23 protein-coding genes are annotated in these 25,929 nt (G+C 32.8%); 17 read left to right on the top strand and 6 right to left on the bottom strand.

Going from position 1 to position 25,929, the window contains the following annotated elements:
- Positions 1 to 250 precede the first annotated feature (250 nt).
- Genes ACQ0RB_RS02945 through ACQ0RB_RS02975 form a run of 7 tightly spaced genes read left to right on the top strand, consistent with a single transcriptional unit; the run spans position 251 to position 8,037 of the window.
- Positions 251 to 1,456 (top strand): O-antigen polymerase, encoded by a 1,206-nt coding sequence (locus tag ACQ0RB_RS02945; protein ID WP_430496370.1) that lies wholly within the window; start codon positions 251 to 253, stop codon positions 1,454 to 1,456.
- Complete coding sequence (locus ACQ0RB_RS02950) at positions 1,453 to 2,709, top strand: O-antigen ligase family protein (RefSeq protein ID WP_430496372.1); 1,257 nt, start codon at positions 1,453 to 1,455, stop codon at positions 2,707 to 2,709. Before ACQ0RB_RS02945 ends, ACQ0RB_RS02950 begins: the two co-directional genes overlap by 4 nt.
- Entirely contained in the window at positions 2,678 to 3,214 is a 537-nt protein-coding gene (locus ACQ0RB_RS02955) for an acyltransferase (protein WP_430496374.1), read from the top strand. The genes ACQ0RB_RS02950 and ACQ0RB_RS02955 overlap by 32 nt, the downstream gene beginning before the upstream one ends.
- A complete protein-coding gene (locus ACQ0RB_RS02960; protein WP_430496376.1) occupies positions 3,204 to 4,364 on the top strand; it encodes a hypothetical protein in 1,161 nt (386 codons plus the stop codon). Before ACQ0RB_RS02955 ends, ACQ0RB_RS02960 begins: the two co-directional genes overlap by 11 nt.
- Positions 4,365 to 4,373: 9 nt before the next feature.
- On the top strand, positions 4,374 to 5,684 hold the full coding sequence (locus ACQ0RB_RS02965) for a UDP-glucose dehydrogenase family protein (protein ID WP_430496378.1): 1,311 nt from the start codon (positions 4,374 to 4,376) through the stop codon (positions 5,682 to 5,684).
- 3 nt (positions 5,685 to 5,687) lie between these two features.
- Positions 5,688 to 6,674, top strand: coding sequence for a UDP-glucuronic acid decarboxylase family protein (locus ACQ0RB_RS02970; protein ID WP_430496380.1), 987 nt, complete (start codon positions 5,688 to 5,690; stop codon positions 6,672 to 6,674).
- A gap of 1 nt (position 6,675) precedes the next feature.
- A complete protein-coding gene (locus tag ACQ0RB_RS02975) occupies positions 6,676 to 8,037 on the top strand; it encodes an undecaprenyl-phosphate glucose phosphotransferase (protein ID WP_430496382.1) in 1,362 nt (453 codons plus the stop codon).
- On the opposite strand, the gene ACQ0RB_RS02980 is transcribed toward ACQ0RB_RS02975, so the two are convergent.
- Genes ACQ0RB_RS02980 through ACQ0RB_RS02990 form a run of 3 tightly spaced genes read right to left on the bottom strand, consistent with a single transcriptional unit; the run spans position 8,034 to position 11,604 of the window.
- The gene (locus tag ACQ0RB_RS02980) at positions 8,034 to 9,194 is read right to left on the bottom strand and encodes a glycosyltransferase family 4 protein (RefSeq protein WP_430496384.1); all 1,161 of its coding nucleotides are present in this window, start codon (positions 9,192 to 9,194) and stop codon (positions 8,034 to 8,036) included. The two genes, ACQ0RB_RS02975 and ACQ0RB_RS02980, sit on opposite strands and share 4 nt — an antisense overlap.
- Positions 9,194 to 10,288, bottom strand: a complete 1,095-nt coding sequence (gene wecB, locus ACQ0RB_RS02985; RefSeq protein WP_430496386.1) for a non-hydrolyzing UDP-N-acetylglucosamine 2-epimerase — start codon at positions 10,286 to 10,288, stop codon at positions 9,194 to 9,196. Before wecB ends, ACQ0RB_RS02980 begins: the two co-directional genes overlap by 1 nt.
- On the bottom strand, positions 10,285 to 11,604 hold the full coding sequence (locus ACQ0RB_RS02990) for a phenylacetate--CoA ligase family protein (RefSeq protein WP_430496388.1): 1,320 nt from the start codon (positions 11,602 to 11,604) through the stop codon (positions 10,285 to 10,287). The genes wecB and ACQ0RB_RS02990 overlap by 4 nt, the downstream gene beginning before the upstream one ends.
- A gap of 84 nt (positions 11,605 to 11,688) precedes the next feature.
- Here ACQ0RB_RS02990 and purD point away from each other — a divergent pair, with 84 nt between their 5' ends.
- On the top strand, positions 11,689 to 12,960 hold the full coding sequence (gene purD, locus ACQ0RB_RS02995; protein WP_430496389.1) for a phosphoribosylamine--glycine ligase: 1,272 nt from the start codon (positions 11,689 to 11,691) through the stop codon (positions 12,958 to 12,960).
- Here the strand turns inward: purD and ACQ0RB_RS03000 are convergent.
- Positions 12,955 to 13,182 carry a DUF6341 family protein gene (locus ACQ0RB_RS03000; protein WP_129759749.1) on the bottom strand — a complete coding sequence of 76 codons (228 nt, stop codon included), beginning with the start codon at positions 13,180 to 13,182 and terminating at the stop codon, positions 12,955 to 12,957. The genes purD and ACQ0RB_RS03000 overlap by 6 nt on opposite strands.
- 79 nt (positions 13,183 to 13,261) lie before the next feature.
- On the opposite strand from ACQ0RB_RS03000, the gene ACQ0RB_RS03005 reads away from it, so the two are divergent.
- Positions 13,262 to 14,188 (top strand): DUF6427 family protein, encoded by a 927-nt coding sequence (locus ACQ0RB_RS03005; RefSeq protein WP_131506352.1) that lies wholly within the window; start codon positions 13,262 to 13,264, stop codon positions 14,186 to 14,188.
- Here the strand turns inward: ACQ0RB_RS03005 and upp are convergent.
- Entirely contained in the window at positions 14,177 to 14,836 is a 660-nt protein-coding gene (gene upp / locus ACQ0RB_RS03010; protein WP_129759968.1) for a uracil phosphoribosyltransferase, read from the bottom strand. The two genes, ACQ0RB_RS03005 and upp, sit on opposite strands and share 12 nt — an antisense overlap.
- A 71-nt stretch (positions 14,837 to 14,907) precedes the next feature.
- Here upp and ACQ0RB_RS03015 point away from each other — a divergent pair, with 71 nt between their 5' ends.
- From ACQ0RB_RS03015 to ACQ0RB_RS03045, 7 genes are all read left to right on the top strand, one after another.
- Complete coding sequence (locus ACQ0RB_RS03015; protein ID WP_430496392.1) at positions 14,908 to 15,522, top strand: DUF4254 domain-containing protein; 615 nt, start codon at positions 14,908 to 14,910, stop codon at positions 15,520 to 15,522.
- A gap of 56 nt (positions 15,523 to 15,578) precedes the next feature.
- Positions 15,579 to 16,598, top strand: coding sequence for a glycosyltransferase family 9 protein (locus ACQ0RB_RS03020; protein ID WP_430496394.1), 1,020 nt, complete (start codon positions 15,579 to 15,581; stop codon positions 16,596 to 16,598).
- 201 nt (positions 16,599 to 16,799) lie between these two features.
- Complete coding sequence (locus ACQ0RB_RS03025; protein ID WP_430496396.1) at positions 16,800 to 18,038, top strand: T9SS type A sorting domain-containing protein; 1,239 nt, start codon at positions 16,800 to 16,802, stop codon at positions 18,036 to 18,038.
- Positions 18,039 to 18,071: 33 nt separating this feature from the next.
- Entirely contained in the window at positions 18,072 to 18,521 is a 450-nt protein-coding gene (locus tag ACQ0RB_RS03030) for a lipocalin family protein (protein ID WP_430496397.1), read from the top strand.
- 233 nt (positions 18,522 to 18,754) lie between these two features.
- Entirely contained in the window at positions 18,755 to 20,950 is a 2,196-nt protein-coding gene (locus tag ACQ0RB_RS03035) for a tail fiber domain-containing protein (protein ID WP_430496399.1), read from the top strand.
- Between the two features lie 232 nt (positions 20,951 to 21,182).
- Complete coding sequence (locus ACQ0RB_RS03040) at positions 21,183 to 21,641, top strand: T9SS type A sorting domain-containing protein (protein WP_430496401.1); 459 nt, start codon at positions 21,183 to 21,185, stop codon at positions 21,639 to 21,641.
- Between the two features lie 240 nt (positions 21,642 to 21,881).
- Positions 21,882 to 23,444 carry a tetratricopeptide repeat protein gene (locus ACQ0RB_RS03045; protein WP_430496403.1) on the top strand — a complete coding sequence of 521 codons (1,563 nt, stop codon included), beginning with the start codon at positions 21,882 to 21,884 and terminating at the stop codon, positions 23,442 to 23,444.
- Positions 23,445 to 23,663: 219 nt separating this feature from the next.
- On the opposite strand, the gene ACQ0RB_RS03050 is transcribed toward ACQ0RB_RS03045, so the two are convergent.
- Positions 23,664 to 24,719 (bottom strand): 2Fe-2S iron-sulfur cluster-binding protein, encoded by a 1,056-nt coding sequence (locus ACQ0RB_RS03050; RefSeq protein ID WP_430496405.1) that lies wholly within the window; start codon positions 24,717 to 24,719, stop codon positions 23,664 to 23,666.
- Between the two features lie 103 nt (positions 24,720 to 24,822).
- On the opposite strand from ACQ0RB_RS03050, the gene ACQ0RB_RS03055 reads away from it, so the two are divergent.
- On the top strand, positions 24,823 to 25,929 hold a 1,107-nt coding region (locus ACQ0RB_RS03055; protein ID WP_430496407.1), incomplete at its 3' end, for a DUF5687 family protein.

The raw sequence follows: 25,929 nt of genomic DNA on the forward strand, positions 1-25,929 counted from the left end.
TTATGCAATTAAAATAGTGTTTGAAATAGCGTAGAGATTTTATTATACTTGAATTAGATTTCCCTTTTATTAAACTTAACTTTACAAAGTTTACGCCTTGTTTTTCTAACTCATTTTTAAAATTTTTAACAAAGACTCCAAATAAAGGGTCTTTTTGGGAGGGGTACATGTTTGAGATTAGAAATAATTTCATTTTTAATACTTATATTTTGTGTTTTGTTGTATACTTTTGTTTGTTTGTATTTTTACTATGAATGATAATGTTTTAATAAAACCTTTACCATACTTAAGAATTTTTTTGTTTATATTCTTTGTGGTTAATTTAGTTGGTATAATAAATTTCCCGTTTTATGCTTTTGCTTTAGATAATGGTAAATTATTTCTTGTTTTTCTTTTAGGCTTTCTAGGTTTTGTTTTTGGCGTAATGCTGATTAGAGAGGTTAAATTTAAATTTAATTACAATACAAAAGGCGTATTCAAACCTCAAATTATTTATATTTTATTCATTACAATTAACCTGTTTAGTTTTCTATTGATTTCACTCACTCATTATTTAAATGGAGGAATTTTAATTTTGTCGGCAACCAAAAGGTTTGGGACGTTTGCTATAACAAATGTAATCGTTTATTCTGGTATAATTGCTTCATTAATATTTTTTGCAGAAAAGCTTTTAAAGAATAACAGATTTAAATTAAAATATATAGGATTTATATTGCTACAGTCTCTTTTTATAATATCATTAGGATATAGATCTCCTTTAATAATTTTGAATGGAGGAATAGCAATTTTATTTTTTACTATTCGAAATGATTTTCAAAATAGATATAAGAATATTTTTACTAAAAAGAATCTTTTAGTTTTTTTAATTATTATTCTAGCAATGTCCTATATATCTTCTTTTAGAGTAGGATTAAAATACAATCTTTCAAGGTATTACAAAAACATGAACGTAGAGTATTTTAATGATAAACCCATACTTAAACAGTTTGTGCCAACTTTGGCTTTATTTAGATTTGATCAGCAAATGGTTAAGGTTATTATAGATAAAACAGAGAAAGAACCATATTATTTGGGATTAGCAATGGCAAACTTTAAAACCCTTTTGCCAGGGAGTCAACTGGGTGTAAGAAACATTGTTGGTGAGATAGTTGGAGCGAGAAAAATGCCTAACGGAAAGCCTTGGAGTATAACTCCTACTTTACAAGGAGCTTTGTTTATTGATGGTGGTTATTTTTTAGTTTTTTTAGGGTTTTTTTTAATAGGATCTATAATAGAATATGTAAAGAAATTAATGAAGAAGAGAAAGGATCCATTTATTTTGACTTTATATTCTTTACTTACAATAAATACTCTTATGTGCATTCATACCGGATATTTTGATTTAACATTTTATATTATGTTAATAATAATATCTGTTTTTAAATTTTTAACTTTTAGAATCAAATATAATAAATGAAAATTTTAGCACAGAAGTTGGATAAATATTTACTTGTACCATTCTTTCTTTTTGCCTTTTTCTTACCCTTTCATTTACCGGCGAGTAATATTTTTTTGGCACTGTCTATCATTATAATTTTTTATAAGGTAGATACAGACTTTTTTTTTAACACAAACTTTTTTTTAACATCAACATCAATATTGTTTGTCGCATATTTAATAGGTGTTATTTATTCTGAAAATGTAAACAAAGGTTTAATTTTTTTAGGAAGAATCTCAACGTTTCTTATTATTCCTTTAGCTTTAGGTTTTAGGTCAAAGTTAAATATCAAAAAAATTCAAAACACACTATTACTTGGGTTGACAATTGGCTTAATTTTGACGTGTTTATACTTATTGCTTAATGTATTATTCAACTATACAAAATCAGGAGACTTCACATTAAGAGCTCTTTTTAGCTATAGGTATACTACTCAGAAGTTTGTGTTGCCTCTTCACGATTCACACCCAACTTATTTGGGGTTTTACATTTTAACCAATTCTGCAATGTTAGAGTTTAGTAATTTTAAGCTGAAAAAGAGACTAAAAACAGTTTTTTATATAGTTACTATTATAAGTTTAATCTTTCTTAATAGCAGAGTAATATTTATCTCGGGATTAATATATTTTATATTTTACTTTTTTATAAAGTTAAAGAATAAAAGACAGAAAATTGTTTTTTTTGTTAGTTTGGTTACCGCTGTTATAGGGACAATTTATTTATTAAAAGACACATATTTTGTTAAGAAATGGGAGAGAGGTGTTGTTTGGGATTTGTCTAAAAATATAGGAAACAGTAATACTACCAAAAAACTTATTTCCGATTCTAGGATGGCAAGGTGGCAAGTCGCATTAAGTGAAATTTTGAAAGAACCCATTTTTGGCCATGGAACAGGATCAGAAATATTGACCCTTAAAAGAGGTTACCTTGAAAACAACTTGATTTTTTCTTATGAAAAAAAATATAATGCGCATAATCAATATTTAAATTATTTAATTGAATTAGGAATTTTTGGGCTGTCTGTGTTTATGTTTTTTTTAATATTTAATTGTTATGAGGCGATAAAACCTTCATGTTATAAACAACTATTATTGATTATTTTTATAATTTGTATTTCAATGACAGAAAACCTTTTAGTTAGGAACATGGGTATAACATTTTTTGCAATGTTTTTTAACATAAATAAAGCAGTAATTTATAATGAAAAAAGACCCTATATCTCTAAAACGTAAAGTACAATTTTTAATGTACACACTGTTTTTTAAGCAAACTCCAGAAGATTTCAGACCCTATGCATTGTTTTTTCCTAGGATTAGAAGTTTCTTAGTGAAAAATTTTCTTGAAAAGTGTGGACACAAGCCAAGAGTAAAAAAGGGCGCAGAGATTTCGCCTAAGGCTTATTTGGGCAATTATTCTGAACTTGGCACTAACTGTTTAATACAGGCTAATGTCTATATAGGAGATAATGTAATTATGGGGCCAGATGTAAAAATTTATTCTCGAAATCATAAGTTTGATTTAATAACCATACCTATTCAGAAGCAAGGTAAGAATTGTTTTGAAACCAGAATAGGTAACGATGTTTGGCTAGGTGCCAATGTTATAATTACAGCTGGTTGTAATATTGGCAACCATGTTGTTGTAGCGGCAGGGGCTGTTGTAACAAAGGATGTGCCCGATTATGCTATAGTGGGTGGAGTGCCAGCTAAGATTTTAAAATTTAGAAATGAAAAGTAATAGGGGCATTATATTTTTAAATAATCATTTAGCATCGCTATTACTAATGTTGTTTTTCTCAACTGAAAGCATAAGCAAAGTTTATAAATATTATTTTAATGTTGATCTAGAGATACAAAAATTTACAAAACTAATAGTTTTATGTTATTTAGTATTTTCGTTGTTTAAAGCTAAAGATATTAAAGCAAAATATTTAATTTTTGCTGTATTTTCTAGTTTTATATTAGGACAGTTATTTACTAAGAGTCCATTCGAATTTAGTATTATAGTTTTTTTTTTAAAGTATATATTTCCTTTGTTGTTATTATTTTATTTCAAAGAAAAACCACTTCATCAAAAACATAAAAATAAATTGTTTAAAATCTTTGAGAAAGTTATTGCTTTTAACACGATATTTGTTTTTTTGGGTTTTATTTTTAGTATTTCTTTTTTTAAAACATATAATGGAGATAGATTTGGATATAATGGGTTTTTAGTGAATTCCTCTACTAGTTCCTACATATATGTTATTTCTCTTTTTTATTTTTTAAATGCGTATAAGCAGAAGCTTTTCTTTAAGCCTATTGGTGTTTTTATATTGATTGGCAGTTTATTGATTGGAACAAAAACTATTTATTTCTCTCTGTTTATTATAATTCTTTATTATTTAATAGTGTTTACAAAGAAAAAACAAGAAATCGTTCTTGTTTCTATTGGATTAATAGCACTAATAATTTTCGGATATTTAAGTTTTTTCCAATTTGGAATTTTTAATCGTATTAGAGTGAGCGATGGTTTTTTGACTACATTTTTATCTTATCGAAATTATAGTTTTATTAATGATACCTTACCTTATATTCAGATGAATTGGGGAGCTGTGAATTATTTATTTGGAGGTGTAAATGATTTTTCATTAAAATCTGAAATGGGATTTATTGATCTTATTTTCTTCTTCGGTATACTTGGAGCAATAATTTATATCTATTCATACCTAAAAGCATTTTTAAATTTTAAGATAGAAAAAATACCTGCTTTATTTCTTTTGGTATTAATTAGTATTATTTTTATTGCTGGAAATTTTTTCACATATTCTAATGTTGTTATATACTTATTGATTATTAGAGAGTCTTTTTGTGTGAAAACCGAATTTAATGATTTACAACCTATTTAAAGAAACTAAATGAAAATATCAGTAATAGGAACAGGATACGTCGGCTTAGTTACAGGAACATGTTTGGCAGAGACAGGTAACGAAGTTCTTTGTATAGACATAAATGAAGAAAAAGTAAAACAAATGCAAAAGGGTATAGTTCCAATCTATGAACCGCATTTAGACGTGCTTTTTGATCGTAATATAAAAGCCCAAAGACTTAAGTTTTCAACTTCACTAGAAGAAGGTATTGAGCATGGAGACATTATCTTTTTAGCATTACCAACTCCTGAAGATGAAGACGGTTCTGCAGATCTTTCATATGTATTGGGTGCAGCAAAAGATATAGGAAAACTTATAAAAGAGTACAAAGTTATAGTAGATAAAAGTACAGTACCTGTTGGTACAGCTGATAAGGTGACTGAGGTTATCGCAAAAGAAACTAACGTTGACTTTGATGTAGTATCAAACCCAGAGTTTTTAAGAGAAGGCTTTGCAGTTGATGACTTTTTAAAACCTGAGCGTATTGTAATTGGGTCAAGCTCTGAAAGAGCAACAGCTTTAATGCAAAAGCTCTATAAACCTTTTGTTAGATCTGGAAACCCTATTATAGTAATGGACGAAAAGTCTGCTGAGCTTACTAAATATGCTGCTAACTCGTTCTTGGCTACTAAAATTACTTTTATGAACGAAATTGCCAATTTCTGTGAAAAAGTTGGAGCAGATGTTGATATGGTGAGACGTGGTATGGGAACCGACTCTAGAATTGGTAAGCGATTCCTTTTTCCTGGAATAGGTTATGGTGGCTCTTGTTTTCCAAAAGACGTTAAAGCACTTCATAAGTCAGGGAAGGATAGTGATTACACATTTGATATTCTTAATTCGGTTATTAGTGTTAACAATACCCAAAAAACAATCTTAATACCTAAGATAGAATCATATTATAATAATGATATAAACGGTAAAACTTTTGCTGTTTGGGGATTAGCATTTAAACCAGAAACTGATGATATTAGAGAAGCACCTTCTATTTACATGATGGAAAAACTTCTTGCTGGAGGAGCAAAGCTTAATGTTTTTGACCCAGAAGCGATGCCTAATATTAAAAGAAAGTTTGGAGACACTTTAAATTATGCAAATAACATGTATGATGCAACAAAAGATGTAGATGCATTGATTATCTGTACAGAATGGAGTATATTTAGAACACCAGATTTTAATAAGCTTAAAAAAAACATGAATAGCCCTGTTATTTTTGATGGTAGAAATCTATATGATATTCATGAAATGAAAGGAGAAGGGTTTTACTATAACTCAATTGGCAGAGTTACTGTTAAATAATTTATGAAAAGAATATTAATAACAGGAGCTGCAGGATTTCTTGGTTCGCATCTCTGTGATAAATTTATAAACGAAGGATTTCACGTTATAGGAATTGATAATCTTATAACTGGGGACTTAAAAAATATAGAGCATTTATTTCCTCTAGAACATTTTGAGTTCTATCATCATGATGTTTCTAAGTTTGTACATGTGTCAGGTGAGTTAGATTATATTCTTCATTTTGCATCACCAGCAAGCCCAATAGATTATTTAAAAATCCCAATACAGACTTTAAAAGTAGGTTCTTTAGGAACACATAACCTTCTTGGATTAGCTAAAGCTAAAAACGCAAGAATATTAATTGCGTCAACTTCTGAAGTCTATGGAGACCCATTAGTGCATCCACAATCTGAAGGTTACTATGGAAACGTTAACACAATAGGTCCAAGAGGTGTTTATGATGAAGCTAAACGTTTTCAAGAATCTATAACAATGGCATATCATAGATTTCATGGTTTAGAAACGCGTATTGTAAGGATATTTAACACCTATGGACCAAGAATGAGATTAAATGATGGAAGAGTAATACCTGCTTTTATAGGACAAGCATTAAGAGGTGAAGATTTAACAGTTTTTGGAGATGGTTTTCAAACACGTTCATTTTGTTATGTAGATGACCAGGTTGAAGGAATTTATAAACTATTATTTAGCGATTACGTATATCCTGTAAATATTGGCAATCCTAATGAAATTTCAATTAAAGATTTTGCTGAGGAGATAATAAAACTGACAGGAACAAATCAAAAAATAATTTATAAACCATTACCTCAAGACGACCCGCTCCAAAGACAACCCAATATAGAATTAGCAAAAAAAGTATTAGGTTGGGAACCAAAAGTAGGTAGAGACGAGGGAATGAAACTAACTTTTGATTATTTTAAAGGTCTCACTGAAGAAGAACTCTATAAAAGTGAACACAAAGATTTTTCAAAACACATAAAACTATAATTTGAGCACGTTTAAACAAGGAAGATATTCAGGGTATTTAAGACCAATTTCTTACTTAATTGACTTAAGTATAGTAAATGGGTTGGCGGTATTTTACTTTTTCAAAAATATTATTGATCCCAATGTGTTTATTGTTGTTATATCGTTGTCATGGGTAATACTATCTATTTCTTCAAAATTCTATGATGTTTATAGGTATACTAGAGAGGTGACAATACTGTCATTAATTATCAGGCAACTTGTTTTGTTTTTTTTGATTATGCTCGCGTTTTCAGGATATAACAATGAATTGAACATTAAACCTAAACTGGTTGTTAGTTACACGTTTACGGTTTTTTTGCTTGTTACGATTTTTAAATTTGCTATATACTATTTACTACAAAAGTATCGAACAGCTTTTGGAGGAAATTATAGAAAAACAGTGATTTTTGGAGTCAACAAAAAAACCTTGGCTTTAGAAAATTTTTTCAACAAAAACCCTGAGTACGGATATGTTCACAAAAGAACGTTCTCTTTTAAAGAAAAAAAAGAAGTAAGTCTTGAGAAATATTTCAATTTTATTCTCGAAGAAGGTGTAGATGAAATATATTGCTCAATTTCAGAATTGACTAATAACCAGATAGGAGAAGTAATAGATTTTGCAGATAACAACTTGAAAATTTTAAAGTTTTTACCGGATAACAAAGAAATTTATTCAAAAAAATTGAAGTATGAATATTATGATTACATCCCGATTCTTTCATTAAGAAATATTCCTTTGGAAGATTCTATTAATATGGTGGTAAAGCGTATTTTCGATATTGTTTTTTCAGGCTTAGTAATAATATTTATCCTGTCTTGGTTAACGCCAATAATAGCGATACTTATTAAGCTAGAATCTAGAGGACCTGTTTTTTTCAAACAATCTAGAAATGGATTTAACTACACTGAATTTGACTGCTATAAATTTAGGTCTATGATGCCTAATAAAGATGCTCATTTACAACAGGCAACAAAAAATGACATGAGAGTAACAAAGGTAGGACGCTTTATACGTAAAACTAGTATTGATGAATTACCTCAGTTTTTTAACGTGTTGTTTGGAGACATGTCAGTAGTTGGACCAAGACCACATATGGTTAGCCATACAGACATGTATGCAAAGAAGGTTGACAAATTTATGGTTCGTCATTTTGTGAAACCAGGTATTACAGGTTTAGCACAAATAAGCGGATTTAGAGGAGAAGTAGAAACAGATAAAGATATTATCGGTAGAGTTAAATATGATATTTTCTATATTGAAAACTGGTCTATTTTCTTAGACCTTAAAATTATTTTCAAAACCTTTATGAATGCAGTTCAAGGTGAAGAAAAAGCCTATTAAACTATAGTTATTAATTCATTTAATTGCTTATTAAAATTAAAATGCTGTAATGCTGTTTTTTGGATTATTGTTTTAGAAGCGATTGTCAAATCTTCTTTTTTAATCTTGTTTAGAACAGAGTTTAAATCTTTATAATTACTAGATTCTGCTACCCAACCCAAGTTATAGTTTCTTATAACAGTTTCGCCTTCACCACCACCAAAATAAACCATAGGAAACCCTAAGCGAGCATATTCAAATATTTTGGAAGGCACTGACCCATAAATCCTATTAAGTAAAGGAATAATGGTTAAATCGTATTTTAAAAGCTCTTTATGAAGCAACTCTCTCGATATTTCTCCATGATAGATTATTGGCAAGTGAGGTTTTTTTGAAATAAAAGTTTTAATCTTTTCTTTTTCAGCTCCTGCACCATAAATATGAAACTCAATATTGCTATAATCTAGATGTTCACATAATTTATAAATACCTTGGGCTATCCCAAGCAAACCAGCATAAACCACTTTTATTTTTTCATTAGAAACAGCCTCTTCAATTGTTGGAGGATTAAAATCAGGAAAGTTTCTATAAAGGAAAACATTTTTACTAGGACATAAAGACGTAACATGCTTTAAAATCTCATTGCTTTGGCCTAAAACTAAATCGGCTTTCTTATAGTTGAAATGCTCAATTCGTTCCAAAATTCTATAACTAAAATTCTTTTTAAAAGCTCCTAATTCTAAGCCTGCAATAGGCCATAAATCGCTTACGTTTAAAATGAGTTTTCTCTTTTTTCGACGCAAAAAGAACATACATGTAAACGCAACAAGTAAAGGAGGAGACTGTACAATAACTTTGTTTGGGATTTTATTGCTTATAAAAAACCAGATTAAGCTAAAGCTATACGATAGCATTGCAAATAAACGTAGAATCTTGTTTTTAGAGTTGCTTGCATAAATCCATAAACGATGAATTTTGATATTGTTTTCGGTTGAAGTATGCCTGAATTTACCTTTATACGCGTCAAAAATTTTTCCTTTAGGATAATTAGGTAAAGGTGTGATTACCGAAACATTAAAATGATGCTGTTCTAAGCCATTTGCCAAATGAAAAATTCTATTAGAAGCAGCTCCTGTCTCAGGTGGAAAATAACTTGTTATGATAAGAATATCTGACACTATAAATTATAAATTTCAATGATATGATTTGCAATTCGCTGTGCTGCATTCCCATCCCAAAGTTCAGGAATTTGCCCTTGTTTCCAGTTGTTAGACAATAGGGCTTTAAACGCAGTTTCAATTTTTTTAGAGTCACTGCCAACCAACACATTAGTTCCAATATCACAGGTTTCAGGTCGCTCAGTGTTTTCGCGAAGCGTAATACAAGGGATATTCATAACTGTAGTTTCTTCGGTTATTCCTCCAGAATCTGTTAATACTCCCAAAGCATGTTTCACTAAGTAATTAAATTCCAAATACCCTAAAGGACTTATATAGTGCAAGTTTTCAAAGTTTAAATTGAGACCTTCCAATAGCTTTTTTGTTCTTGGATGAACAGGAAATACAATTGGATAGTCTTTTCCTAGAGTTACAATTTGGGTAATGATTGATTTTAATTGTTGCTCTTCATCAACATTACTTGGTCTATGTAGCGTTATCACAAGATATTGTTGGTTTTTTAAACCTAGCTCGTTCCAAATGTTGGGTTGTTTTAAGCGCGATTCGTTTTTTCTAAGCGTATCAATCATCACATTGCCTACAAAATAAATCTGCTCATTTTTTACACCTAAGTTTTTAAGATTGTCATTAGCTATTGTTGAGGTAGTGAAAAAATAATCGGTTAAACTATCAGTTACTATTCTATTTATTTCTTCAGGCATTGCCATATCACCCGATCGAATTCCAGCTTCAACATGCGCAACATCAATACCAGCTTTTTTGGCAACAATAGTACAAGCCATTGTTGAGGTAACATCACCAACAACTATTACGAGGTCACAAGGGTGTTGTGCTAGTTCTTTTTCAAAACCAATCATTATTCCTGCAGTTTGTTCAGCCTGTGAGCCACTTTTTACCTCAAGATTAACATCAGGAAAAGGGATGTTTAATTCTTCAAAAAACGTATCGCTTAAATTTTTATCGTAATGTTGACCTGTATGCACTAAACGAAAATTTATATTAAAACCTTGGGTTTGTTTTTGTTTTAAAGCCTCAAGAATTGGAGCTATTTTCATAAAATTAGGTCGTGCGCCAGCAACTATGGTAATGTTCATGTGTTATGTTTTACAAATGACGAAAACTGTTTCAATTTACCACTTTTTGTGCGGTTTAAAACGTCTTGTCGTTCAAAAATAATATGAAGCCCTTTTTCAAGATAAGTCTCCATTTCTACTTTAATTATCGCTTCTTTTTTAGCTGATAAAATGGTTTTACTTACGTAAATAACTTTAAAAGTATCACGTTGCAATTGCTCAATAATGAATTCTTTTACATTACCATCATTTTCAATAATACTTTTGGTGATGTAGTAAAAAGTTAATCCTGCAGCTTTTTTACCACTTGGTAAAATCGCAATGTCATTGGTTCTTCCAATAAGTTGTTTTAAAATAGGTGTTTTAGCTGTGCTTTCTTTTGAAAGGATGCCAATATCTCCAATATCATAGCGAATAAAAGGATGTGCTTTGTTGTATAATGAGGTAATGACTATTCTGCCTTCATTTCCGTTTGGTAATATGTTGTTTTCTTCATCTAAAATTTCAACAAACAAGGTTTCACTATTAACCTGCCATTGGTTGTTTTTATTTTCAAAAGCAATTAAATCTAATTCAGAAGCGCCATATTCGTTAATTACAGGAACACCGAACTGCGTTTCCATAAGTGTTTTATCATCTTCAAAAAGCATTTCAGAAGTTACAACGCAAGCCTTTAAACTTGGACAAACTGTAGTTAAAACCAACTGTTTTCGCTCTAAAAACTTTGCAAACTGAACAATTGAACTCGTGTAACCGTTAATGTAATCAAAGGAGGATGTTTTAAATTTTTTAAGGAAGTTTTCAAAAGCACCATCACTTAAATCAAAAACCGAAAACCGATAACGATGCCCTAACCAGTCTTTAAATCGTTCTTTATAATACCCTTTTTTATCTAATGGAATACCATAAAAACGCGCTTGCTTGGACTTGTTGAAGTCTAAACCAAACCATCCAAATCGATTTTGAATAACAGCCCATGTTAATGCATGTGAGAATTTATCTTTAGCAAACACAAAAGGGTCTCCAGAAGAACCAGAAGTTTTATTAATGTATACATTACCTTTACTAAAACCGTTTGAGAGCCTTTGCTCTAAGGGTTGCTGCAAATCACTTTTAGTCATTACAGGAATTGAATTCCAGTCTTCAACGGTAATGTTTTTAGATAAATTCTTGTAAAAGGGATTATGCTTTAAATGATAGCTAACAATGTTTTGTTTTTCTTGTTCAATGTAAGCCTTAAATTCGTTATCATTTTGTTGTTGAACAGCTTTTAAAACAGCTCTTGCCTTTTTAATAGGAAAACCGTTGAGTTGTAATGAAAGGTCAAATAAATTCAAACGAAAAGCATATTAGATGTTTTCTGTAAAATAATTATTTTTTGAGCGTAAAAGCAATTATTTTTGCGGCAAACAACACAAACTATGACAATTTTAATCCTAGGTTCTGGAGGAAGAGAACACACATTCGCTTGGAAAATAGCCCAAAGTCCTTTATGTAAATCACTTTATGTAGCTCCTGGTAACTCAGGAACTGCTGAAATTGCTCAAAATGTAAACATTGGAGTTACCGATTTTTCTGCTATTAAAACCTTAGTTTTAGAAAAACAAATTGACATGGTTGTTGTTGGTCCTGAAGACCCATTGGTACAAGGCGTTCACGACTTTTTTTTAAATGACGAAGCACTTAAACATATTTCTGTAATTGGACCTCAACAAGCTGCTGCTGAGCTTGAAGGCAGTAAGGAATTTGCAAAAGAGTTTATGATGCGTCACAACATTCCTACTGCTGCTTATCAAAGTTTTAATGCAAGTAATGTTGAGGATGGTTATGCGTTTTTAGAAACTTTAAATCCACCTTATGTATTAAAAGCAGATGGATTGGCTGCAGGTAAAGGTGTTTTGATTTTAAATGATTTGAACGAAGCTAAAGCCGAATTAAAAAACATGTTAGTTGATGCAAAATTTGGTAACGCAAGTTCAAAAGTTGTTATTGAAGAATTTCTTGATGGTATTGAATTGAGTTGCTTTGTACTAACCGATGGTAAAAACTATAAGATTTTACCAACTGCAAAAGATTACAAGCGTATTGGTGAAGGTGATACAGGTTTGAACACAGGAGGAATGGGAGCTGTATCTCCAGTACCATTTGCAACACCAGAGTTTTTAAGTAAAATAGAAGAACGTATTGTAAAACCAACTGTTGCAGGATTACAAAAAGATAATTTGCCATACAAAGGATTTATTTTTATTGGCTTGATTAAAGTTGGTGATGATCCTAAAGTCATTGAATACAATGTACGCATGGGAGATCCTGAAACCGAAGTAGTTTTACCACGATTAAAAAATGATTTAGTTGAAATTTTCCAAGCTATTTCAAACGAGACATTGCATACAATAGATATTGAAATAGACGAGCGTGCAGCAACAACTGTAATGTTGGTTTCTGGTGGTTATCCTGAAAGTTATGAAAAAGGAAAAGAAATCACAGGAATTGAAGCTATTACTGATTCAATACCTTTTCATGCTGGAGCAACTGTAAAAGATGAAAAAGTGGTAACCTCAGGAGGTAGAGTTATGGCAATAACGTCCTATGGAAACACGTATCAAGAAGCCATAAAAAAATCTTATCAAAATATAGAAAAACTACATTTTGATAAGATGTATTATCGAAAAGATATTGGTTTCGATTTATAAATATCTGTGAGCTGTAACGCTTTTGTCTTCTTCGTTGTTATTGTTGAATTTTTTAAGCTGACCCATCCAGTAAACAAATGCTACAAAACAAATTACCATAAAAATCCAGTTAAGACCATTTGCAGCCCACCAATTTTCTAATTCAAGTGCTCTTAAACCATCAAGTGGAGTAAATAATACATTTACAAATAAATCTTGTATTGCGTAAAAAAAATCTTTCATTGTGTATAAATTAATGCTCTTATATGAGCTTAAAAAGGATTATCAATATATTTACAAGGCAAATATACAAACATTATAAATGATTTCAAGTTTTTTTAGCAAAGCAAAACCAATACATTTTGCTGTTATAAGTGTCATACTATTGCTGGCTTTTACTCTAGCAAAAGTTTTTATGGCTAATATTTCAGGAAATTTTGTTGCTATTTTAAAGCAATTGCTACTTTTTGGAGTTGTTTTGTTATCGGTTTTTGTGTTTGATTTTGTTACAAGCAAAAACAATCTTACTAAAAAAAACAGCTATAGGATTTTGTTCTTTACGTTGTTTATGATAATGGTTCCGCAAACATTTTTAAACTCTAGTATATTGATTGCTAATTTGTTTGTCTTACTTGCTCTAAGAAGAATTATTAGCTTACGAAGTCAAAAAGAAATGAAAAAGAAACTTTTTGATGCTGCGTTTTGGATTAGTCTAGCAACGTTACTCTTTTTTTGGTCAAGCTTGTTTTATGTGTTAATATTTGCAGCACTATTTCTTTTTAGAATTACCGATATTAAAAACTGGATTATTCCATTAATAGGAGTGCTAACGGTTGCAGTAATAGTAGCTAGTGTACTAATAGCAACAGGTTATGACATATCCAACTATGTGACCTCTATAGATTATACAATAAGCTTAGACTTCACTAATTTAAATTCGGGTCAAATTATAATCGCTTCAACTATTATTTTGTCTTATTTCGTCTGGTCTTTGTTTTACTACGTTCGAAATATTAAAAACAAGGCAAAAAGTTTAAAACCATCATATTTTTTAATCTTAATAGCTACACTTCTTGCAGCGATTATCATTATCATTTCACCTATTAAAACAGGAGCAGAGTTTATTTTCCTTTTCGCTCCATTGTCTATTGTACTCACAAATTATATTGAAGTATCTTCTGAAAAATGGTTTAAAGAAGTATTAATTTGGATATTAATAATCACGCCTTTTGTAAGTCTAGTGCTGTAGTTTTGCTCCAAAAGCTAAATCTCCTGCGTCTCCTAATCCAGGAATAATATAACCTTTTTCGTTTAGTTTCTTATCAATAGTAGCAATCCACAAATGCGTGTTAATATTAAAATGTTGTGAAACATAATCAACACCTTCTTGAGCACCAATAACACTAACTAAATGCACATCTTTTGGAGTACCAAAAGGTTTCAAAGCTTCAAAAGTTGCAACCATAGATTGTCCTGTAGCAAGCATAGGATCTGCTAAAATAAGTGTTTTGCCTTCCAGGTCTGGACATGCTAAATACTCTACAATAATTTCAAAACTTTCAGGATTGTCTTTATGATGCCTGTAAGCCGAAATAAATGCGTTTTCAGCTTTATCAAAATAGTTTAACAAACCATTATGCAATGGCACACCAGCTCTTAAAATAGAGCATAACACAATATCATCATTAATCAACATAGTTTCTGAAGTGCCCAATGGAGTAGTGATAGATTGTGTTTTAAAATTAAGAGACTTACTTAATTCGTAACCCAAAATTTCTCCTGTTCGTTCAATATTTCTTCTAAATCGTAATGGGTCTTTTTGAATGTTTTCATCTCGCATCTCAGAGATAAATGTATTGAGTATTGAATTTTGAAGTGATAAATTATGGATGTGCATCTGCTTTGGTGTTTTTACAACTGTAAAGTTATTAAATAGGCTTATATTTGCAGTCATAAAAATACCATAATATGTTTTCAGATAAAGCCAACAGCATTTTTCAAGATGCTATAAACACGTACAAAATTAAAAATACCGTAGATCAACCATTTACTAACAAGTATGATAAAAACGAAGATGTCATTGCACATTTATTATACAGAAAATGTTGGATTGATACTGTACAATGGGCTTACGAAGATATTATTAGAGACCCAAATATCGATCCTGTTGATGCATTAGCTCTAAAACGTAAAATTGATGCTTCAAACCAAGATAGAACAGATACTGTTGAATATATTGACAGCTACTTTTTAGATAAATATAAAGATGTTACTCCAAAACCAGATGCTACGATAAATACCGAAAGTCCTGCTTGGGGAATTGATAGACTATCAATTTTAGCATTAAAAATTTATCACATGAATGTAGAGGCAACAAGAACTGACGCTAGTGATGCGCACAGAGCAGCTTGCCAAAAGAAGTTAGACGTACTTTTAGAGCAACGTGTAGATCTTTCTACCGCAATTGATACACTTTTAAAAGATATTGAAAACGGAGACAAGTACATGAAAGTGTATAAGCAAATGAAAATGTATAACGACGATGAGCTAAACCCAGTTCTTCGCGCTTCAAGTAAAAAATAAACTGTCACCTCGAGCGTGTCACTTCGAGCGGAGTCGAGAAGCCAGAGGTCTTAACTATGCCAAGACCAATTAAACACATACTCGTTATTCGTCTTTCAGCAATGGGAGATGTTGCTATGACAGTAAATGTGTTGCGTGCGTTTACACAACAATATCCTGATGTAAAACTTACTGTATTAACACGCGCTTTTTTTAAACCGTTTTTTAGAGATTTAAAAAATGTTAGCGTGTTTCATGCTGACGTAAAACATAAACATAAAGGCTTTTTAGGGCTTTACAAATTGTCTAAAGAGTTAAAAGCATTAAAAATAGATGCTGTTGCCGACTTGCATAATGTGTTGCGTTCTAATATTTTAAAAACGTTTCTCTTCGGAATAAAAACCGTACAAATAGATAAAGGTCGTGCTGAAAAGAAAGCCCTTGTTTCAGGGCAGGAATTCAAGCAACTTAAAACAACACATCAGCGATATGCTGACGTTTTTAAAACACTAGGATTTCCGATAGATTTATCAAACCCTAACTTTCCTGAAAAGAAGCCATTAAGTAAAAAAGTAATTGAAACTATTGGGAATGCGCAAAAAAAGCGTATTGGTATTGCGCCTTTTGCTGCACACGAAAGTAAGATGTATCCGCTTGATTTAATGCAAGAAGTGATAGAGCAACTTGCTGAAAAGTATACTGTTTTATTATTTGGTGGCGGAAAAAAAGAAATACAAACACTTACCTATTTTGAATCTCAAGAAAAAGGCATTATTAATCTAGCAGGAAAATTAACGCTTGATGAAGAGTTGGATGTTGTTTCAAATCTAGATGTTATGCTGTCTATGGATTCTGGTAACGCTCATATTGCTGCTATGTTAGGTATAAAAACCATTACAATTTGGGGTGTTACACATCCGTATGCTGGTTTTACGCCTTTTAACCAACCAGATGATTATGCCTTACTTGCCAGTAGAGAACAATTTCCTTTAATTCCAACGTCTATTTATGGGAATAAATATCCTGAAGGCTATCAAGATGCAGCTGGAAGTATTGCTCCGGAAACTATCATAAATAAAATAGAGTCTATTCTATAAAGTCATTACGAGGCTTTAGCCGAAGCAATCTCACCAAAACCAATAAAACCATTCTTCTACATTTGTTTTTATAATAAACTGGAAACCAAACACTTAAAAACTATTTTCAAAATCCTAACCCATAAGGTTAGGTGCTATATGGTTCGTTACAGATAGTTTTAGCTTATAAAATTTAACGCTATTAACCTAAAATGAACCATTATGAAAAAAACAGTACTTTTTTTTGCACTAATTATTTTTAGTTTCAAGCTACATTCACAAGTAGTGAACATTCCAGATGCTAATTTCAAAAGCTATCTTATTGGAGAACCTAACATCAATACCAATTCTGATGATGAAATTCAAGTAACAGAAGCTGAAGCCTATACAGGGTATTTGGCCTGTAATAATTTGGGTATTGCAGACCTTACAGGAATAGAGGCTTTTATTAACATTACGGAGCTTTATGTAAACGATAACAACTTAAGTACTATCGACCTATCTAGCAATGTTGATTTGCATACACTTTTTTGTAGCAGAAACATGCTTACAACATTGGATGTAAGTAACAATACCGCTTTAATTTCTTTACAATGCGATGACAACCAATTAACAACGTTGGATATAAGCAACAACACATCTTTAATGGCTTTGTATTGTCATATAAATAGTATTACAACTTTAGATGTAGGAAACAATACGGCTTTACAATACTTATCGGTTCGCGAAAACCAGCTTACAACTTTAGATGTGAGCAACAATACCTCATTGATAAGTTTAATTTGTTCTGTAAACAACCTAACCACCTTAGATGTAAGTAACAATACAGCATTGACCCTTCTTGAATGTGGTCAAACAGGACTCTCTACGCTAGATGTAAGTAATAATACCGCTTTGGTACATTTAGATTGTCGCAGTAACAATTTAACAACACTTGACGTAAGCAATAATCTAGCCTTGGATAGATTGGATTGCTATGTTAATAACTTGACGGAATTGGATGTTTCTGCAAACACAAACTTAACCACATTGTGGTGTAGCAACAATGATTTAACCAGTTTAAATGTTGCCAATGGATCTAATGAAAACATTACTTATTTTAATGCAACAGCAAATCCCGATTTAACTTGTATACAAGTAGACGATGCAGCATACGCATCTACCAATTGGACCAATATTGACTCTACAACCAGTTTTAGCGAAGACTGTAGTACAATGAGTATTACAGATTTCAGCAAGTATGATCTTTCCATTTATCCTAATCCAGCTAAAGACATACTGTATGTAGCTCACAACAATCAAATAGTGCAATATAGTATAGCATCCATAACTGGTCAGCTTATGAAAAAAGGAGCTTTAACATCAAACGTACATCTTAATAAGCTTCCAGATGGTGTTTATGTTCTCTCATTATATACCATTGATGGTCATAAAATCATCAAAAAAATCATTAAAGATTAACCTCAAAAAACATTAACCTAAAATTTATTTAAAATGAACACACTGATTAATAATTATAAACTGTACCTTGTTGTAACATTAGTAACCTTATTTATTTCCTGTTCTAGTGATGATGAATCTCCAGAACCAATACCAGAACCAACCACTGCCGAACTTTTAGCAAACAAATGGTATTTTGTAAAAGTTGTTGACAATACAACAACACCTCCAACAGAAACAATTTTGGACGACTGCCAGCAAAACGGTTATCTAGAATTTATGGAGGAAGGCTCACTTGTACAAGAACAATTTTATCTTGATGGTTCAAGTTGTACATCTAGTGGCCCGGATAATTTAACATATATCTTAAGCGAGGATGAGAGTCAAATTTCCATGACATTTGAAAACAACTCAACCACAATAGCACTTATTGATGTTTTAACAGAAACAGAATTGGTCATTACAAGCTATGATGGGAAAAATGAAATTCATTTTGTTAGGTAAAACCTACGTCTTCGCAGTTGATATTTCAATCCGTCATTACGAGGAGTGAAGAACGAGCGATGTGTCAATCTCATCAACAAGTCTTCTTTTTTGATTTTTTGTAATTCACTTTAAATCAGAATGTTAAAAGCTATTTTAAAAATCCTAACCCATAAGGTTAGGTGCTAAAAGATGCATTTTAGGTAGTTTCAACACAAAATTTTAAAACGCTATTAACCTAAAATCAAATCACAATGAAAAAATTAGTTTTATTACTGATATTCCTCACCGCAGGAATCACGTTCGCACAACAAGGCATCAATTACAAAGCGCTTATTAAGGACGGTTCTGGCAACGTGGTTGCCAACGACCTTATTCAAATTGAATTCACCATTCTACAAGGTGCAGCCCAAACCAACGTCTATCAAGAAAGTCACGCACCAACAACCGATGCCAATGGCATTGTTATCGTAAACATTGGTGATGGCACACCCATTTCAGGTAGCTTTAACGCTATAGATTGGGCAGCAGACGACCACTACCTAAACGTACAGATAAACACAGGTGGCGGGCTTACCGATATGGGGACAACACAATTTATGGCAGTGCCTTATGCCAAACAAGCCGAAACCGCTACCACAGCAGCCAATGTAACTGGTCTGGAAACCTTGGACGAAGGCAATGGCATAGGCTACCGTTTGGTAGGTAGAAACCCTAGTTATTATGGCAACATAGGTCTTGAAGCTGTAGATGTAAGCCAAAGCAATACCACTGGCGACTCTGGTGCTACTGGCGATTATGCCTTTGCCTCTGGACGCCAAGTCTTGGCGTCTGGACGTTACGCTATGGCAAACAATTATGGCAATACAGCCTCTGCCGATTATGCCACGGCTTTTGGTTACATTACCTCTGCCGATGCTTATGCGGCTTTGGCTTTGGGACAGCGCAACGTAGGTGGTGGCAACCCAACAGCTTGGGTACAGACCGACCCACTTTTAGAAGTAGGTAATGGTTTTGGAAGCACTTATAGCAATGCCTTAACCATTTTAAAAAACGGAACCGTAACAGCACCCAGTTTTGATATAGCAGAAATTACCGACCCCAAAGCTTTGATTACCAAAGAGTATTTAGAAAACACAGCCGTGGTTGCCACAGGGTTGGAAGCTATAGATGAAGGCAATGGCATAGGTTGGCGCTTGATAGGACGAAGCCCGACTATTTATGGCAATATTGGTAATGATGCAGTTGATTTAAGTTTTAATAATGTTCCTGAACGTGAGGGAGCAACTGGAAGTCATTCAGTTGCAATGGGAACAAATACAGAAGCTTCGGGATCACGTTCTACAGCAATGGGTTTTTATAGTCTGGCATCAGGAAATTATTCTACAGCAATGGGAAGTCATCCAGAAGCATCAGGATCACGTTCTACAGCAATGGGAAATAGTACAACAGCATCAGGTAGTTTTTCTACAGCAATGGGAACTGGCACAACAGCCTCTGGAGAGTATTCCACTGCAATGGGAAATAGTACAGAAGCATCAGGTAATGGTTCCACAGCCATGGGAGCTAATTCTACGGCTTCAGAATTATATTCCACAGCAATGGGATATGCTACAACAGCATCAGGAAGTTCATCCACTGCAATGGGAGGTAATACAGTTGCATCTGGAGCCATATCAATAGCAATGGGAACTGAAACAAAAGCAGAAGCCCAAATTTCAACAGCAATAGGTAAATATAACATTGGTGGCGGTAATCCAACATCTTGGGTAGCTACAGACCCTTTGTTTGAAGTTGGGAATGGAAACTCTACTACTAGACAAAATGCGTTAACTGTACTTAAAAATGGTAATATGGGTATTACCACCAACACACCAACCACTAAATTGCACATTACAGGTGGTACAGATGCCTCTTATACCAATACCTCTGGGTATATGGTTTTGGGTGATGTTACTGGTGTTAATATGGTAATAGACAACAACGAGATTATGGGCAGAAACAATGGTGCGGCTTCCCCTATTTTTTTACAAAACGATGGTGGCGATGTCTATGCTGGTGGTGCTGTGGTACACAGTAGCGACCGCAGGTTAAAACGCGATATAGAAACCCTGCAATATGGTTTAACCGAAGTCTTGCAATTGGCACCTAAACAATACTACTGGAAAAACCGTGGTGAGCAAACCCACAAATCGTTAGGCTTGATTGCGCAAGAAGTACAACCCATTATGTCTGAACTGGTACACACAGCCAATGACGAAAACAACACCTTAAGCGTGAGCTACACCGAATTGATTCCAGTATTAATCAATGCCATACAAGAGCAACAGGAAATTATAGAAAGTTTGCAGACCACAGTAAACAGCAAACAGTCGCAATTAGGACAACTTGAAAATGATGTCGCCGAATTAAAGGTTTTGGTAAATCAGTTAATTACTAATAATAAATAAAGATAGTAACGTCTTTGTGAGCTGTCAGACTTAGCTCGCCTGCACTGAGCGTAGTCGAAGTGTCGAAGTCAAAACAAAGCAATCTTATTAATAAGGCATCCTGTCATTCTGAATGAGGCACGAATGAAGAATCTCAATTTTTAATTAAATAGCTTCTTCGTCTTCGATTTCAAAGAGATTGCTTCACCCTAAAGGGTTCGCAATGACGATAAATTTTAAAAAACTAATAAAAATGAAACACATACTATCATTAATAATTGGTTTAAGCTGTTTTTTAACCCAAGCCCAAACCATCGAAAAATTTTCCATAGACAATGGAGGCGCAAGTATAACCAATGGAAACATCACCTTGCTTTACACCATTGGAGAAGTAAACATACAAGAATTGAATGCAGGAAACATTTTACTGTCCGAAGGATTTATCAATTCCAACTTTGGCGAAACCTTAAATATTACAGAAGTAAATCCAATAGAAAATCAATTACTGTTGTACCCAAATCCAGCAGAAGAGGTGTTTTATGTATCCAGTTCGGAGCCTATAATACAACTCACCCTTTATGACGTATCTGGAAAACAAATAGCCAAAACCAATGCAACACAAATGAAGGTTGAACATTTATCGGCAGGTGTCTATTTTGTTAAAATAAGCACAGAAATCAATCATACTATAAAACGTTTGGTGGTAAAATAGTACATCATTACGAGGAGAGAAGCATGAACGACGAAGTAATCTCATGAATAAGAGTTACAAACAAACAGATTGCTTCGCTTCACTCGCAATGACGATACAACATTGACACAAACAAAAACTTACCATTGTGTAAGTAACGAAGTAATCTTTAGGTTAATAGCAATACAACTTATTAGATTGCTTCGTTTTTTAGTATATTTATTGGGTTCAAAATCACAATGATACCTAAAACCCAACCAAATGACTCGTCTACTTTCAAACTATGTTTTAAAAAATATTACATGTATTCTGCTATTAAGTTTTTCTGTATTTACGTTTTCACAAAACCATCAAGAACAAGTAGAACAAGCCCTAAAAACTTTTGAAACAACAGAAAATCCAAGTGATGGCATTAAAAATTTACTACAAATAAAAGACATAGTTGCGCAAACTTCAGATTCGCTTCAAGGACAATATTATTTAAATTTGGGTATAGCCTATGGGCAAATAAACAATGCCGATTCTTCATTTTGGTATCTAAACAAAGCCGAAAAATTGGCGAAAAGCACAGAGTCTAATTTCTTGTTGGCAATGATTAACAATACGCGAGGCTTGGTGTATATGGGAAAATCTGAACACGAAAAATCTGTGGAAGCCTATCAAGAAGTCATGAAACTTGCCGAAGGGAAAAATGACCCAAAACTTAACGATGTATTGAGTAAAACCTATGGCAATTTGGGAGGTGTGTATTTTCAGCTTGGGCAAATGGATAAAGCTTTGGAAACAACCAAAAAATGTTTGATGTTATCTGAAACCCTAAAAGACACTACAGATATGGCGTTAAACCATTTGCGTTTGGCAATGGTGTACAACAATATGGATCAATTGGATGATGGTATTACCCATTTAAGCGAAGCACGACGTTTTTTTAAGGATTTAAACAATACCACAATGTTGGTGCATGCCGAAAATAGCCTGGGTAAGGTTTTTGAAAAGAAGGGACAATATGATGTGGCTTTCAAACATTATGAAACGGCTCATAATTTGGTAAAATCTGTTGGCGAGCAAGAAGAATATGCATCGACTTTATTGGCAATGGGTAAGATTAGCCTTAAGCAATCCAAACTGAAATCTGCTGAAAGGTATGCTCAAGAAGCTTTGACCTTTTCCACCACACACGGTTTCGCCAATAGTGAAAAAAGCGCTTACGATTTGTTGTACCAGTTGGCTTTGGAAGGAGGTAACTTTAATCAAGCATTGGGTTACAGGAACACTTATATAAAACTAACCGATTCGTTAAACAGTGTAGAGGTAAAAGCGCGAGTTGCCGATTTGGAAACCCAATACGAAACCGCCAAAAAGGAACAGGAAATTCAGAAGCTTACTTATGAAAGTCAGTTAAAAGATGCTACATTGGCCGAAGCTAGAAATGCACAAATAGCTATTGGCGTTGGTGCCGTTGCAGCTATTATACTACTGCTCGTTATTTTTATAGCTAGACAAAAAAAGCTAAAAGCCGAACGCGAAGCACAAGCATTACAGGTAGAAGCTTTGCAAAAACGGTTTTTGGAGCTGCATAGTAGTCCGTCGGAATTATCGGTAGAATTGGATATGGACGACCTAAACAAAAAACTGCATACAGCACTAACCGAACGCGAGTTTGAAGCTTTAAAATTGTGTGTGGCAGGAAAATCCAATTCAGATATTGCCAACCAGCTTTTTATATCGGTAAGTACCGTAAAATTTCATTTACGCAATGCCTACAGTAAATTGGGTGTAAACAACAGAAAAGAAGCCTTTCAATTTATGTTGAAGTCTGTATGATATAGCGTCATTGCGGGATCGAGCGTAAAGAAAATGTCCAGTGGATATTTTTAGCGAAGAGGCCAGCTAGCGCATTGGCTGAACGACGAAGCAATCTCACAAATATTTTTGATTTCGTCTTCGATTTCGATTTCAAACATGCTTCATTCCGTTGCACTTCATTCGCAATGACGAGTTGCGTTTTATCAAATTCGATTTCAGCTTCAACTTCAGTTTCGATTAAATATCATCATAATCCACAACAATTGTAGGTGTTGTTGGATGCGCTTGACACGTTAAAATTAAGCCTTCAGCAACTTCATTATCGGTTAAAATATTATTTTGACGCATAGTAGCTTCGCCTTCTTTAATTCGCGCTAAACAACTGCTGCAAATTCCGCCTTGGCAAGAATATGGTGCATCTAAATCTTCATCTAAAGCCGCTTCAAGAATAGATTGTTTTTGAGACATTTCAAAAGTTGCTTCTTCATCATCAACAATTACAGTGATTTTTGTTTGTCCTTCGCCAATTGAACTATTATCAACTTCGGTTGGTTTTGCAGCTTTAAAAAGTTCAAATAAAATTCGGTCTTTTGCTATTCCGTTTTCGGTTAATACATCTTTAACGGTGTGAATCATAGCTTCTGGACCACATAAATACACAGCATCAACATCTATGTTTTTATGTTTGTTTTTCATAACATAATTCACTGTGCTTTTTTCTATTCTACCAAAAATAGCATCATCTTCATCAGCTTGACTAAACACAAATTGGATAGAAAAACGCTCGCTGTATTTATGCTGTAGTTCTAAAAGTTCGTTTAGAAACATGGTGTCTTGTGTGGTTTTGTTCCCGTAAACCAAAATCACTTCACTATGAACTTCTTCTTCTAGAGCACATTTTATAATACTTAATATAGGAGTAATACCACTTCCAGCAGCAAACGCAGCAATGTTTTTGGTTTTTTTATCATTAGGAACAAATGTAAAATGTCCTTTTGGTGGTGCAACATCTATAGTATCTCCTGCTTTTAATACATTATTTGCATAGGCAGAAAATGTACCGTCTTTTACCTCTTTTACAGCAACTTTTATCTCACCACTTTTAGGCGATGAACACAAGGAGTAATCACGACGTACTTCGTTACCATTTAAGGTAGTTCTCAACGTAATGTATTGTCCTGCCGTAAACGAGAATTCGCTTTTTAATGTTTCAGGAATATGAAAACTAATAGTTACAGATTTATTAGTTTCTCTTTGTATATCTTTTATGGTGAGTTTATGAAATTGCGCCATGAATTATTTTTTTACAAAAGTAAGAAAAGCTGTTAGGAATTAAGTTTTGATTGTAACAAAAAGTGTTTTAATATTACTAACAGTTTAAACCAATCTTTAAAAAATGAAATTAAAACACTTTTTAAATCTTGAGTGGAAACAATACTTTAGATCATCGTATTGGCAAAAAAGTATGGCGTTAAATATTTTACTTGTATTCTTTGCCTTGTACTTTGTAGTAATGTTTTTGATAGTAGGAGTAGCAATTTATCCGATTCTAAAAGACCAATTTCCAGATCAAGATCCTCTTTTCATTGTTAATAGTTATATTTTTTATTGGATTATAGTCGATGTGCTCATGAGGTTCTTTTTTCAGAAACTACCAGTAATGAGTGTTAAACCTTTATTGACATTGCCTGTTAAACGCAGTAAGGTGGTAAACTATGTGTTGGGGAAATCTGCTTTTTCTTTTTTCAACTTTTTACCAATGTTTGCTATTATTCCTTTTGGGATAATGCTGTTAATAAACGACTACCCAACTGTTTCTGTCCTAGTTTGGGTGCTAACGATACTTTGTATAACGCTAATTATTAATTTTCTAAATTTTATTTTAGAAAGTTTTTCAGCTGAAACCGAATTGTCTTTTCTTCCGGTAATTGCAATTTCAGGAGGGTTATTTGCTTTAAACTATTTCAACATTATTTCGTTTACCGATTTAGTAGCGCAAGCAGTAAATGGTGTTTACAACAATCCTGTTTTATTGTTAGTTCCGATATTGATTTTGATAGCATTGTATGTAGTAAACTTTAAAATGCTGAGAAAAAAACTGTTTTTAGATAGCTCATTAAAATCAAATGTTAAAGAAGTAAATTCTTCTAATTTGGAGTGGACCAGAAAGTTTGGTGACTCAGCACCTTTTATGCAGTTAGATTTACGTTTAATTTGGAGAAATAAGCGTCCGCGTTCTTCGGTATTTATTTTAATTATTGGATTGTTGTATGGGTTGTTTTTCTATCCAAATCCAACCTATAGCGAAATGCCTTGGATTTTTGGTTTTGTAGGCATTTTTGTAACGGGAATTTTCTTAATCAATTTTGGACAATTCGTTCCTGCTTGGGATAGTGGCTATTACAAAATGTTAATGAGTCAAAATATTCAATACAAACAATACCTTAAATCTAAGTTTAATTTAATGGCTTTTAGTGTGGTTGTTATGCTTGTATTGAGTATT

This window comes from Gaetbulibacter sp. PBL-D1 (genome assembly GCF_050509525.1).
Classification (GTDB): Bacteria; Bacteroidota; Bacteroidia; order Flavobacteriales; family Flavobacteriaceae; genus Gaetbulibacter_B; species Gaetbulibacter_B jejuensis.

Bases quoted from the DNA above. Each gene is read 5' to 3' on its own strand.
- ACQ0RB_RS02970 (WP_430496380.1), top strand. From the start codon at position 5,688: ATGAAAAGAATATTAATAACAGGAGCTGCAGGATTTCTTGGTTCGCAT.
- ACQ0RB_RS03040 (WP_430496401.1), top strand. From the start codon at position 21,183: ATGAAACACATACTATCATTAATAATTGGTTTAAGCTGTTTTTTAACC.
- ACQ0RB_RS03015 (WP_430496392.1), top strand. From the start codon at position 14,908: ATGTTTTCAGATAAAGCCAACAGCATTTTTCAAGATGCTATAAACACG.
- ACQ0RB_RS03050 (WP_430496405.1), bottom strand. From the start codon at position 24,719: ATGGCGCAATTTCATAAACTCACCATAAAAGATATACAAAGAGAAACT.
- ACQ0RB_RS02950 (WP_430496372.1), top strand. From the start codon at position 1,453: ATGAAAATTTTAGCACAGAAGTTGGATAAATATTTACTTGTACCATTC.
- upp (WP_129759968.1), bottom strand. From the start codon at position 14,836: ATGCACATCCATAATTTATCACTTCAAAATTCAATACTCAATACATTT.
- ACQ0RB_RS02955 (WP_430496374.1), top strand. From the start codon at position 2,678: ATGAAAAAAGACCCTATATCTCTAAAACGTAAAGTACAATTTTTAATG.
- ACQ0RB_RS03005 (WP_131506352.1), top strand. From the start codon at position 13,262: ATGATTTCAAGTTTTTTTAGCAAAGCAAAACCAATACATTTTGCTGTT.
- ACQ0RB_RS03020 (WP_430496394.1), top strand. From the start codon at position 15,579: ATGCCAAGACCAATTAAACACATACTCGTTATTCGTCTTTCAGCAATG.
- ACQ0RB_RS02960 (WP_430496376.1), top strand. From the start codon at position 3,204: ATGAAAAGTAATAGGGGCATTATATTTTTAAATAATCATTTAGCATCG.
- ACQ0RB_RS02965 (WP_430496378.1), top strand. From the start codon at position 4,374: ATGAAAATATCAGTAATAGGAACAGGATACGTCGGCTTAGTTACAGGA.
- ACQ0RB_RS02945 (WP_430496370.1), top strand. From the start codon at position 251: ATGAATGATAATGTTTTAATAAAACCTTTACCATACTTAAGAATTTTT.
- ACQ0RB_RS03025 (WP_430496396.1), top strand. From the start codon at position 16,800: ATGAAAAAAACAGTACTTTTTTTTGCACTAATTATTTTTAGTTTCAAG.
- wecB (WP_430496386.1), bottom strand. From the start codon at position 10,288: ATGAACATTACCATAGTTGCTGGCGCACGACCTAATTTTATGAAAATA.
- ACQ0RB_RS03035 (WP_430496399.1), top strand. From the start codon at position 18,755: ATGAAAAAATTAGTTTTATTACTGATATTCCTCACCGCAGGAATCACG.
- purD (WP_430496389.1), top strand. From the start codon at position 11,689: ATGACAATTTTAATCCTAGGTTCTGGAGGAAGAGAACACACATTCGCT.
- ACQ0RB_RS03045 (WP_430496403.1), top strand. From the start codon at position 21,882: ATGACTCGTCTACTTTCAAACTATGTTTTAAAAAATATTACATGTATT.
- ACQ0RB_RS03000 (WP_129759749.1), bottom strand. From the start codon at position 13,182: ATGAAAGATTTTTTTTACGCAATACAAGATTTATTTGTAAATGTATTA.
- ACQ0RB_RS03030 (WP_430496397.1), top strand. From the start codon at position 18,072: ATGAACACACTGATTAATAATTATAAACTGTACCTTGTTGTAACATTA.